The organism is Providencia sp. UF-224, from assembly GCF_058245955.1.
Map to the genome: position 1 here is coordinate 1 of NZ_JBSICC010000020.1, position 11,930 is coordinate 11,930.

At 41.7% G+C, this 11,930-nt stretch carries 9 protein-coding genes and 1 pseudogene; 4 read left to right on the forward strand and 6 right to left on the reverse strand.

The window, feature by feature from the left end; all coding sequences use genetic code 11:
* The 6 genes from AC4IFO_RS16615 to AC4IFO_RS16640 all read right to left on the reverse strand — a co-directional run.
* Positions 1 to 3,167: DUF6531 domain-containing protein (locus tag AC4IFO_RS16615; protein ID WP_490736040.1), on the reverse strand; the 3,167-nt coding region annotated here is incomplete at its 3' end.
* 14 nt (positions 3,168 to 3,181) lie between these two features.
* Positions 3,182 to 4,180, reverse strand: coding sequence for a DUF2169 family type VI secretion system accessory protein (locus tag AC4IFO_RS16620; RefSeq protein ID WP_490736042.1), 999 nt, complete (start codon positions 4,178 to 4,180; stop codon positions 3,182 to 3,184).
* A 9-nt stretch (positions 4,181 to 4,189) separates the two neighbouring features.
* Positions 4,190 to 6,331, reverse strand: coding sequence for a type VI secretion system Vgr family protein (locus AC4IFO_RS16625; RefSeq protein ID WP_490736044.1), 2,142 nt, complete (start codon positions 6,329 to 6,331; stop codon positions 4,190 to 4,192).
* An 83-nt stretch (positions 6,332 to 6,414) separates the two neighbouring features.
* Entirely contained in the window at positions 6,415 to 6,933 is a 519-nt protein-coding gene (locus AC4IFO_RS16630; protein ID WP_490736046.1) for an Hcp family type VI secretion system effector, read from the reverse strand.
* Between the two features lie 687 nt (positions 6,934 to 7,620).
* Positions 7,621 to 8,085 (reverse strand): hypothetical protein, encoded by a 465-nt coding sequence (locus tag AC4IFO_RS16635; RefSeq protein WP_490736048.1) that lies wholly within the window; start codon positions 8,083 to 8,085, stop codon positions 7,621 to 7,623.
* A gap of 1,812 nt (positions 8,086 to 9,897) precedes the next feature.
* Positions 9,898 to 10,137 carry a YagK/YfjJ domain-containing protein gene (locus tag AC4IFO_RS16640; RefSeq protein WP_490736050.1) on the reverse strand — a complete coding sequence of 80 codons (240 nt, stop codon included), beginning with the start codon at positions 10,135 to 10,137 and terminating at the stop codon, positions 9,898 to 9,900.
* 33 nt (positions 10,138 to 10,170) lie between these two features.
* Here AC4IFO_RS16640 and AC4IFO_RS16645 point away from each other — a divergent pair, with 33 nt between their 5' ends.
* From AC4IFO_RS16645 to AC4IFO_RS16660, 4 genes and pseudogenes are all read left to right on the forward strand, one after another.
* Positions 10,171 to 10,572 (forward strand): hypothetical protein, encoded by a 402-nt coding sequence (locus tag AC4IFO_RS16645; RefSeq protein ID WP_490736052.1) that lies wholly within the window; start codon positions 10,171 to 10,173, stop codon positions 10,570 to 10,572.
* Between the two features lie 83 nt (positions 10,573 to 10,655).
* A complete protein-coding gene (locus AC4IFO_RS16650; protein ID WP_490736054.1) occupies positions 10,656 to 10,874 on the forward strand; it encodes a hypothetical protein in 219 nt (72 codons plus the stop codon).
* Positions 10,875 to 10,963: 89 nt separating this feature from the next.
* Positions 10,964 to 11,380, forward strand: coding sequence for an antirestriction protein (locus AC4IFO_RS16655; RefSeq protein ID WP_490736056.1), 417 nt, complete (start codon positions 10,964 to 10,966; stop codon positions 11,378 to 11,380).
* A gap of 61 nt (positions 11,381 to 11,441) precedes the next feature.
* Positions 11,442 to 11,696, forward strand: a pseudogene (locus AC4IFO_RS16660) (DUF932 domain-containing protein); the annotation flags it as partial.
* Positions 11,697 to 11,930: the final 234 nt, after the last annotated feature.

Here is an 11,930-nt window from a genome sequence, read left to right on the forward strand (position 1 = left end):
TGATAAGAACGATGCACATCGGTACAAAATGGCGGTTGATGTGGATTATGTTGCAGTGATTGTAAGAAGTTTTCACTGCCACGCCCCGCCCGTTGATGGGCGAGTAATCCGGTGGCGGTATAATGGCTGGAATTGACAAACCCCGCCTCACTGCGGCGAAGGTATTCTTGCCCGACCGCATTGTAGCTGAATTCCAGTGGCGCATGTTGGTTGATTTGCAGTGAAGTCAGCTCACCGAGTTGCCCAAACTCGTAGTTCAGTTCACGCTCACCAAAGCGTGTGCGCGTGGGCGACTGCTCATTCGTATCCCATTCATGCTTAATTTCTTGGCCGTTGATCCGTTCACACGTTAAACGTCCTTGCGCATCATATTCAAACTCTACCACTGAATCGGGATTGGTGGCTTTCACCAATTGTAAGCGTGCGTTGTATTCATAGGTTGTGGTGGATAAGCATTTATGTTCAACACTATTATCAAGCCATTCACTTTGTTCAACAACCAAACCAGATGCATCATAACGCCAACGTAATTCGTGTTGGTCTGGATAACATGTTGCTATTCGGCGACCTAACTGATCATAACGGTGCTCTTGCACACGCCCAGTAAAATCGGTTTCACGAATGATTTGACCGGCGAGGTCACGCTCGTAGGTGTATTTATCACCTGTTGCGTTAATCACCGCTTTTAAACGTATCAACGAGTCATATTCAAAACAGATTTCAGTACCATCAGGGCGAACCATGGCGAGCAGTAAATCAAAGGGGCCATAACGATAACGGGTGATTTTACCTTCACCGTCCGTGACGGCAACCACACGGCGTTCACTGTCATATTCAATATGTTGACGCGCGTCATCCGGTAGCAAAATATCGCTGACACTGCCATTGACGCCTGCATGCTCTGAACTGTAACGATAGTGGGTGGTATGTTTTAGGGCATCGGTATATTCTTGCAAGCGTCCCAGCTCATCAAACTGATATTCGGTGCTGTTTTGGTACGGGTTGGTCGTTTTGATTAATTGATGGTTATCATTATATTCATATTGCCACTGCGCTCCATTGGGTTGAATGGCTTTGAGCAGCTCACCGTGTTGGCTGTATTCGTAGGCTTGAATGTGGCCTTGAGGGTCTGTGATGTTCGTAAGGTTACCTTGGCTATCATAACTTAACTGCCAGACATCACTAGTCGGAGACACCATTTCAATAAGTTGTCCACGTTCATTATATTGATATTCAACTGAACGATCATCGGGATAAATAACTTGGGCTAAGTTACCATCATAATGATAAAGATAACGGGTCATTTCCCCTAATGCATTGGTTTCACTGATTTTGAGATTATTTTCCCACTCTGTTACGGTTTCTCGTCCTAACGGGTCAATGGCATGGGTAACCAACCCTGTATCGTTATAGTAATAGTAAGATTGCCCCCCTTCATTATCATAGAAGGTGGTCATGCGATGAATATCATCATAGATAAACCCACCGCACCAATAGCCTGATGGGGAGTGATTGCGGACAGCCCGTCCTTGTTCATCATACTCAAGGTAATAATCCGTTTGGTCGGTGTCGTGCCAACGGGTCATATACCCTTCGTGAGAATATTCGTGCCACAAATGGTTTTGCTGAAAAGCATAACATTCGTTTAAATACCCCTGTTCATCATACTGACACGTTACGAGAGGTTGTGTCATTGATGAATCCACTAACGAGATACTCTGGAGTCGATGTTGTTGGTATTTCAAACGTAATAAGGCTTGCCCATTACGCGTAATAAGATTTAATCGGTGCTCATTATCGTAGTGAAAATCAATGCGCTGCTGATTATTATCTGTAATAGCAGAAAGGCGACGGGTTGCGCCACTGTGATAATTAAAATGCTGAGTAAGTTGAGTGCGGTTATCGAAGAGGGAGATTTCTCCCTTTAGATCACCCGATAGCAAGGCGTGAGCATAATAGGTATGGCGAATAGTAAAGCGCTCACTATATACAGGGTAAGTGATCGCCACGCCTTCCTCGTTCCAATAAACCAATTTATTTGACGTGATATCTAAACGGGTTGACCAGTTATCCGTCCATTTATGACCAAAGAGTCCTTGTTGTGAACTGGTTGAACGGTAAATACGGTATAATTGAATAGGTAATATACCAGGTAATGACAATACCGACCAAACCTGAATAAAATCCCCTGTAGCTACATTCACTGGATCGAGTTTACATACCGCATTACTTGTGGGTCCATCTGGTTTATTGGTGTTGACCGCATGCTCATTTTTAGGAGGCGTGGCAATTGATGCATTTTTTGTTGCTGGTGCCTCTTTTTTAAAAAACCGCGGCAGCGCTTTAAAACCTGTTTTCACTAAATTTACAGCCGCTTTGGTCAAAAAGGCATATTCAATAATTTCCTCTGCCACGGCCCCCATTTTCTGCCCTTCACTTGTTAATTCAAATTGAGGAAGAGTTGGCAAATTTTCTTTTTTCTTAAGCTCCTCAGCCAATTCTAGCATTTTTTGAGTATGCTCTTCAGGCAGAAAAGGGGACGCAAGATAAGCTTGAGATTCCATCTCATAAGCACCTTGCAGAGCTGCACCTTGTAATAATAATTCGCCCAATGAAATGAGTGAATTAGAAAAGTTTTTAGCACCACCAATGATGACTTCACCAGATTGCTCGTTAGCCATTCTCTCCATTTCATTCATTTGAACATATGCTTCCCCCCAGCGCTCAAAAAAAGATTTTTCATCATCCTCTTTTTCTTCTTGTCTATTAATTAACACTGCTTCGGTTGCAATATTATGCGCTTTCTCTACGGTATACAGCAGTCCTGGCACATTACCATTATTCATCATCACATCAGAGCCGTGATAAGCTACTGCGTTACCATAAAAACGTACGGTTGGCGAACCGCTGGTGATAACACAATCACCTCCACCTTGGCTTGTACCTGAAATAATGCCCGAACCAGCATTACTTTGAGTACCTTTAATGACACTCCCGACGGTTAACGACGGCACGCCATTAACACGAACACTTTTGACATACGACTGCTCTGAACTTAATTGCTGATAACTATCAAAGGGAACTACGCTATTACCCACTTTACAGACATCAGGCCCCGATGAGACAACACAATAATCCCCATTTTTGTTTCCGACGACTTTTTTCATGCCTGACATTATCCTTATGGTAGCTTGTAAGCATTAAGTTGCAGCACGGTCCCTGCCTGTAAAGCCACTTGACTGTAACGCCATGTCAAATACAACTTGCGCTCATCGAGTGACACATGCACTGTATCAAGATTGAGTTGATGATATGCATTAGCTAGATCCGGAACTCGCTGTTCTGCTAAAAAGCCGATTTTCGGTAAGGTTAGTGTGACTGTGGGGCTTTCAGCAAATACGCCTTTTAGCGTGAGAGTTTCATCCCCTTTAAAATAGGCTTGCTGTTGGTCAACAGGTGCGCCCATTAAAAAATCAGTTTTAAAATCAGCGGGGTAATAAGGACGAGTTTCATTGATCCACCTATCGTCATACGTTCCCGCATATTGAAGCCGTTGTTGCCACCATCGGCTGTATAAGCCAAAGCCCGCAACAGGGGAAGGTACTCCAATTTCATGTTCTAATTGTGGATAGCTAATTTGTGGCGCCCCATATCTCTCAGACGTATTCAATTTTATCACGTCATGCCAACCTAACCCTATCGGGTTATCGGGATAAACTTGCCTGTCATGATGATAACCGCCAAATGCATGTTCATAAATTAGCGGCAATGCCGTAATCGGCAAAGGCTCTGTGAGCCGCCATGTATCTTGGTATTCCCAATAACGCGGTCCGCTCAAGGTCAGTTGCTTATTTAGCGAACCAAAGGTAAAACCACTTTTCCACTGAGGGACAGCTTGCCCTTCGAGTGCACGTGCGGTGCCGGTCAGATAAAACTCCCCTCGCGGTTTATAAAACACTAAATCCGTTTCGACTAATAAACTGCTATTTTCAGGCGTAGTACGGTATTTATCTGCCATCACAATCGGTAATTGTGTATCGGAAAACTCACAATAGCCTGTCGTTGGATCAATATCACACGTTGCCTTAATGACAACAGTAAACCAATGCTCATTCATATAACCGAGCTTTTCAAAAGCAAAATGAGAAAAAGGTGTTTTATTTATCACTTGAGCTAACATGAAAAGACCTCAGTTAATATCCACATCTTTACCCGTAATCTGTACTGGGCCTGATGCTTCGAACTTAAATTCCGTACCATTAATCGTGACATGGCCACCACTGTCCATGCGTAGAACACTTGCGCCACAACGCAGCTCAATCACATCCCCCACATTGATTGAGAGCGTGTTCCCCACCGTGATGCTCTTGTGTTGACCCACCGTTTCCGTGTTATTTTTATCAATATTTTCAGTTCGGTTGCCTTTGACCAGCATGGCTTGATTGTTATCAATAACCTCTACATGGTCATGAAGCACATGTGTGGTACGGTCATTCAATACTTTAGTATTCATATCCTTTTGGGCATGAATAAACACTTCCTGTTTGCCGTTTTCATCCTCAAAGCGCAGTTCGTTAAACCCTTCCCCTTTATGGGTTTTCGTCCGAAACGTGGTGCGAGTTTTATTTTCAGGAAAACTAATTGGAGTGGCATTACGCCCATCGTAAGTACAGCCCGTAATAATCGGCCTATCAATGTCTCCATTTAGGTAACTAATTTGCACGACCGTCCCGATGCGTGGTACTGCTGAAAATCCATAGCCGCCACCGCTCCACCCCATGGCAACGCGCACCCAACACGAAGCACTGTGGTCAGGCTCGCCACGTCTGTCCCAATGAAAGTGGACTTTCACCGCACCATGTTCATTGACATAGATTTCTTCACCCGGAGGTCCCACCACAGTCGCTACTTCATCACCATCCGCCGTGGGTTTATAACGATAAGGTGGCCGCCATTCTTGTGTTCCAGGGATAAAAGAAACGCTGTTCGACAACTGAGTACCGTCCCCTCCGCCATTGTCTGCCAGAGGTTGGACACCATGATGGCTCACGCTAATCACTTGCCAACGGTCATTCATCGGGAGGTGTGGATGATTCGATAAAGTGAAGATTTTACCCGGCATCAAGGCAAAACAATTTGTTGTGGCACTACCCACCTTGCTTCCATTACGTAACTGTTCAAAACGAATTTGGGTGAGTGGTTTACCTTCTTCATCCAATTGGAAGCGACCGTAACTTTCAAAAACACTGTGTTGCCCACCCTTTTCTAATTTATTTTCATGTTTGAGCGGGTAAGAGGGGCGAATAAAATTATTGTCTTTATGAATGGTTTCATCCACACACAAGTATTCACCGTACTGCCATGTCATAGCGGTACTGTCGCTGATATCCGTATCCGCTTGCGGGTTATACATCAGGTTAATTCCCGCCGTCATCCCCATATGTTCGTCACTGTAAAACAATTGGTTTTCTTCAAACCAAAAGTTAATCCCTTCCTCAAAGGCGAGGCGACACCAAAAATCAAAAGCAGACTCTCGTTTTTGGGTGGTGTAAATACGTTTAGGATGTAAATCATCACGGTAAAATTTACAGTCCGATTTCACATGCGCTTCATCCAGCAGGATTTTTAAAATCGTCGGCACATTTTGGTTTTGAAAAATTCGGCTATCTTGATTAAGGGCCATCACCCACATTTCCGGGCGAATATCAAAGTGATACCACGTCTTCACGCCATCTGTGTTCCCTTGAACCGCGCCAGATAAAATGCCATTCACTTTACGGACCTGGACACCATCACGCTTGACGGTTAAGGAAGAGGCGACACCAAGGCGTTGCTGAAAATCGATAAACGGTAAGGCACTGACGGCACTAATCGAAAGAGAAAATAAAGACGATAACCCTTCCGTTAAATTAAATTCGGTGACTTGAAAAGTTTCCTCGGGTAGCCCTGCAATCGAGCAAGTAAACACCAAGCCACTTTCTAGACTTCCCATACCTAATGCATCTAACAAGGCGCCATGAGCTGCCTGTAATGCCTGACTTTCTGAATAAGTTTGCCCACCTCCGAGCTTCAACCCACCACCAAATCCACCACCATGGATAAGTGGGTTATTGGCCACACTGCTCAATTGGGATGTCGCCTGAGTTGTCATGGATGCCGCTGTTGATACCAAAGCCCCACCTTGCTGTGCTAATGCTGCTGCTTTTTGTACTTTGCTAGACACCAACTCATTGACTTGAGATTGCACTTTATTTTTAACTTGATTTACCGCTTCATCCTTTACAATAGAAACGGGGTCAATAGTATTTTTTTTGGGGTCTTTGCTAAACATCACTAGCCTCCATGATGAATGGATAAAGAGTGGAGAACGAAATAAGGCAATGACGAGCCCCAAAAGGACTCGCCCAAAAGGTATTAAGACTCGAGCGGTGCACGCCAGTCATCGGCACCTGAAGTACCCGCCACAGTATGTTCCCAGTCCACTTTACGGTAAGACAGTGATACTTCGATAAGCTGAGTGAAATCCGCTTTCGCAGGGTCTTGGCAATGTGGCATTTGGCAATCAATATTGACGATAGTGGCATCGGTTAACGTAGTAGTGAAGAAATGCTCTTGTTTACCTTCAACCGATGTGCGGTACCATTTCAGTTCAACTTTCGGCAGCATTTCACCGGAGGCTAATGCGTTATACAGCAGCGGAACCGCTTTATTTAACGCCACCGTGAAACGAAACGGTTTATGTGCACGTTGACCTGAAGGTTGTCCGGATTGTGGGTCAGTAGGTACAGTCACAACGTGAGAGAACTCTTGTACAAGCATTTGGTCTTCATGACCTTGTACATAGATATTACCCACAGAATCCGCAGTAAACGCACCTGCAGTGATGTTGCCTTGGGTTTTTCCTTCAATGGAAATATAACATGGAGTTGGCATAGCGATATCCTTTATCAAGAATGACAAATTGAATTAATTAAGCATAATTAACTAGTAATTTCCGTCATCTCAGCCAGTGCGCACGGTAAGATTTTAGTTAAGGATAATAAAAGCTTATGAATGGGCTGTAAATACGTGAACAACTTACGTATCTCCCTAGGATAAGTGACTTAGCGTAAACTGGTTGAAATATCGCTATATTATTCTGATAAAAAAATTAAAAACCAACCAAAACAGGATAATAATCGGGTAAAAAACACACTAAAATACAGTGAGCCCTGTAAGTTCTAATGTACATAGAAATAAACTATGTTACTAAATATTTCAGCCCAAGAAATAATTACAATATATTGATTTTATTAGCATAATAACCTCAACACCATACAAGCCTTGTAATCTCAATCTTTTCATCTTCATTTTAATGGCGTATTAATCTAAAAAATAACCTTTAAATAAAATTAAATTCATATTAAATAAAATTAACTTTATTTAACTCTTATTGAGTGGGTTTTTCATAACATTAATAACAACTTCATCAGTATAGTGCTCGTATATTAGCTATGATCAAGGCATTCTATGAACCGATAAGTCCTCCGAAGGCCTTTCTGAAACCGAAGAAGCCGAAGTGGAATATATTAGTAGGCGAGCAAAATACGCCAACTTGAGTAGTTGGCGTATTTGTTTTTATTACTTTGCTGATACTGACTGAAAATAATCTTTAACTCTAGAGGATTTAAACAGAATATAAGTCAAGAAAATCATTATTATTGGTAATAATAATGCACCTATAACTCCGCCTGTTTTCTCTGCCATGCTTGAAAATCCATTCCCATCAAGTGCGTTATTAATTCCTTTAAATGCAGAAAAAATTGACATTAGCGTTATAATTGACCATAAAATTTTCAATAAAGCTGCTCCGATTTTTTTCTTCATTAAAACTAAAACCACAGTTAAAACTTCTACTGTAGGTAGTACAAGTTGATACAATGTCAACCCAATAATTAATAACGCCCCATCAGAGCTACTCCAGACATCGACTGATGAACTTAATCTCAACATGCTAGAAACGTAAAAAAAAGCACCCGTTATATGTATAAGCATGAAAAGGGAAAAAATAATTAATATAACCCATAAAGAAGCGGGCATTTTCATAACGACCTCCTGTGTCAAAGGTCGTTATGCTAATTTAACTTAAGTAGAATGTCATTGTTTTGTTCAACACCTCCCTGCACTGAGTTATTAGCTTTTTCTTTTGCTAATAACTCACATTCCGTCTCTGCAAGGCTCTCTGCTCCAGCTTGTTTTTAATGGTAGATAGAATTACAAGGCAATTTCACTCGAACATCAGCCCTATACTCCACAGGAAATATATTCTGAGTCTGTGGTTATTTAGAAGCATGCTTGCGCTTGCGCCTTCTTTTACCGCTGATATCACGACTTTCTCTAGTATGAGATTTTCAGTTTTTGCTTCATTTTCAATTAAAGATCTTTGCTTCGATTAATATTTCTAATTGCTTTAACTGTTTGAGATTATATTTTAACCGGATAGTATTTCATTCATGCCTCTAATGATTAGCTGATGGCTATGAATATTTACCTTAAGTGTGTATAGTTTCTGATTACTCAATAAACTACAAAGAACTTGTATGCAGGATTTACTGGATGTAATTATTGATTTTCTCTCTTCGTTCAAATGGCGTACCGCAATAATGATTGTTGCAGGTGTCGTCGTGCTAATCAGTCGATTTAATGACTATTTTATCATCGGGTTCTTTTCTATTGCTTTAGTATTATACTTTCCAGAAATCTGGCGATTTATGAGCAAAAAAAGAAAACTAAGAAATCCTTTTAAATAACCAAGGATTAAATGTGCTGACGCCGACAATTGGGCTTATAACAACCCTTATCATTGATATTATCTTGATATATTTAATTTTTTTCTGTTTCAAAGGAATTCGACGTTCAAGTCTTTCAACCGTGTTTGTCAGGCTTGCTCTTGCATCATGTTATAGCATCGTGATGCTATATAGCATTTCAATTAGCTTACTGCTCTTAGGCTCGGTATTGAGATAAATGAAAAATCGACTCTAGAATTACTCGGCTGGCATAAAAATATCTTGTACTCAAAAGTTTCTAATGTATACCACGATAATTTAAGAGAAAATGAGTCATTAAAGAGCTCTACTTTTATGATCTATTAACAGCCAGCTGAAGCCAAATACAACCGATGCTATCTAAATGTATAAAATAGATACGGCGCTATCAGGTAAACTTTTTATAACGTGTTTCGGCTAATACATATACTCCATTATAACGACTAAGCCCGCAACGATAACAGCTTTCCTAGCCAATCGTTACTGTTCAACATTCGGACGCTTAGACTAGCCTTAGCGAACCGATAGCGCACTATAAGACGATATATCATTCTCGAGCGAAGAAACGGTGCCTTGACCACACCTCATTTTTTTGCGAATAATGCCAAGATACGGCTTACTGGTATCGGTGAGGCTGTCAGCACAATGTGTTTAAACCAATAACCGTAGGTGTGTATACGTACGGATGAAAACGCATCAATGCATGCCAGTAGCTTTTGGGGATCCACTGACTCAGAACGAAAGTAAACCAACTCGATACATTCCCTACCCATTTTTTCATCACATCGATACAATAATCGCATAATCACCTAGTATGACGACCCCAATAAGTATTCAGTCTTATAAATAACTGACAGAGTGCTGCATTCTTGATATGTGCTGGAATAAACCCACAACAACTCTATTAACAATGAATCCCCTTATAATATAAGATGTTTATTCATATTCTTTCCCCCGCCCTGTATTACCCTCGGCTCATGCCAATAGAGCGATACCCATCGTGATACCTCTTCGTGTTATCCTTTGCTAAGTAATCCATACGATCTTGTAATACAGATAGTTCTTGGATATAGGTCGAGCTATTTGGATTTTAATAAAACACAGTTCCTTTTGGAAAGTGGACTAAACTAGCATACTTCTTCACTAGTAGTTTTAACGCACTACACCATGCCTTCTGAATGAAAGAACCTAAACTTGTAGTCGAACTATAATGACCTACCGAATGGTAAAAATCTTTATTCAGTAATAGCAAAACATGATAATGCTTACGGTGATTACGCTCACCAATCTCACGAACCCAAATATAACGTAAGCGATTAGGAAACAACAACTCACACAGTTAGAAATCCGGCTACGACAAAGCATGGTTAAACGGCAGAAACAGATTGAAGAAGTAATGACCCCGTTTAAAGCCCAGCAAAACGTTGGGATACAAGAAACACAGAAGTATACTCATGAGTTAAAGCAAGCTCAGAAAAACTCGTCAGATTGGGCACTGACTCAAGTCTTTATTTGGAGTCTCGTTAATCCTGAAAAACCCGTATTGACTCACGCGCTATTTAGTCTCGAGGACTCAAGAGGAAGAGAAGACTTCACGCCATGGATAACCAAAGTTATGGGCCAATCAGCCCGTACGGATGCATTAGCTTGGGTATATCAAGATAAAATGAACTCAAAAGATTATATCAACCACTTAGCAAAAGCGCTCTTTTTCTACCAAACACAATCTATTACAAAACCTGAGTTTTCTCGCTACCGTTACTAATCGGCTCATCGTGAAAATTTGCCCAACTCTTCACGTTCTCTTTTGCGTTTACACTCTGTAGGCGCATTCATTAAGGTTAATTTATGTCAATTTTTAAACTTATCGCGACCTCCGTAAGCGTTGTGACACTGGTATCTATCACCTACTACGCCCAAAAGATGGTCAATGAGCAACTCACGCTTGAAGGCGAGTATTCCGACACTGAAATTCAAGCTGCTCGACTTGGGGCGACACTCGCGTGTACCACGTTATTAGGTGGCGCCATTGAGCGACTGCTTAACGGGCTATTTAGCGAACACTAAAACTTAACTATTTCAATGTAATAACAATATAGCGGCAGGCCAATAGGTCTGCCTTTTTTATTTCTCAATATCCCTAATAAGGTTTTCTTATGACACTCGATTCAATATCTGCAACACTCGTCCCAAACCACCAACGCACGCATTTCTGGCAAAGCCACTTTGGTACAGTAAAAGGTTTCGCCACGTTTGAGGTGGTGATTGTCACTATCATGGGGCAGTTCTGTGATGAGTATACAGGCGGCTATTGGGAATACTGCACCTTATCCAATGCTGGCGCATTTATTTATCCCGATTTGAGTTCTGAAAAACTCACGCTATTCAATATGCACAATGGCAATGAAGCGGGACTCAGCCCTGAAGCGGCAGGTGTCGCCGTCTGCTTGATGCTATATAGCCAATGGTCGTTCAGAACGGAAAGTGAACTACTGGTTGACCGTTTCTACCAGCTTCGTGATTATGCCATTCAACACCCTGAAAGTTCAGCTATTTTCCATCTTATCGATTAACTACTCCCTTGCTTCATTCTTTCAGCTTTACCTATCTTATTTATTTTCAAGGAAATTAACTATGACTCGTTTAGCTTCCCGTTTTGGTGCAGCGAATAGCATTCGTCGCGACCGCCCATTAACCACAGAAGAATTATTTCGTACCGTACCGAGTGTTTTCTCAGAAGAAAAACACGATTCACGTAGTGAACGGTACACTTACATCCCAACCATTACCTTATTGGATAGTCTTCAAAAAGAAGGCTTCTATCCGTTCTTTGCTTGCCAGACTCGTGTGCGTGATGCTAGCCGTCGAGAACACACCAAGTCTATGGTCACCCCGCATTTTGCAAGATAAAAATTTCAGGATTGGGCTTGCTTAAATCTATCCGGCGTCTGTTGAAAAATATATTTTCGCGCCATGATGAGAGTCGCGCCTAATGAAACTTAAAACACATCCGGCTTGTATCAGCCTGCTTCGTGGTCAGTTTTGTCATCAGGCCGTTGAGCCGTTTATGCCATCAATCTATATCTTCGCAAACCAGGAGTAACGTTAAAATCTTATGAATTA

What these genes read in the sequence shown, in the direction of transcription:
- AC4IFO_RS16620 (WP_490736042.1), bottom strand. Translation starts at nt 4,180, where the DNA reads ATGTTAGCTCAAGTGATAAATAAAACACCTTTTTCTCATTTTGCTTTT.
- AC4IFO_RS16625 (WP_490736044.1), bottom strand. Translation starts at nt 6,331, where the DNA reads ATGTTTAGCAAAGACCCCAAAAAAAATACTATTGACCCCGTTTCTATT.
- AC4IFO_RS16630 (WP_490736046.1), bottom strand. Translation starts at nt 6,933, where the DNA reads ATGCCAACTCCATGTTATATTTCCATTGAAGGAAAAACCCAAGGCAAC.
- AC4IFO_RS16635 (WP_490736048.1), bottom strand. Translation starts at nt 8,085, where the DNA reads ATGAAAATGCCCGCTTCTTTATGGGTTATATTAATTATTTTTTCCCTT.
- AC4IFO_RS16645 (WP_490736052.1), top strand. Translation starts at nt 10,171, where the DNA reads ATGGTTAAACGGCAGAAACAGATTGAAGAAGTAATGACCCCGTTTAAA.
- AC4IFO_RS16650 (WP_490736054.1), top strand. Translation starts at nt 10,656, where the DNA reads ATGTCAATTTTTAAACTTATCGCGACCTCCGTAAGCGTTGTGACACTG.
- AC4IFO_RS16655 (WP_490736056.1), top strand. Translation starts at nt 10,964, where the DNA reads ATGACACTCGATTCAATATCTGCAACACTCGTCCCAAACCACCAACGC.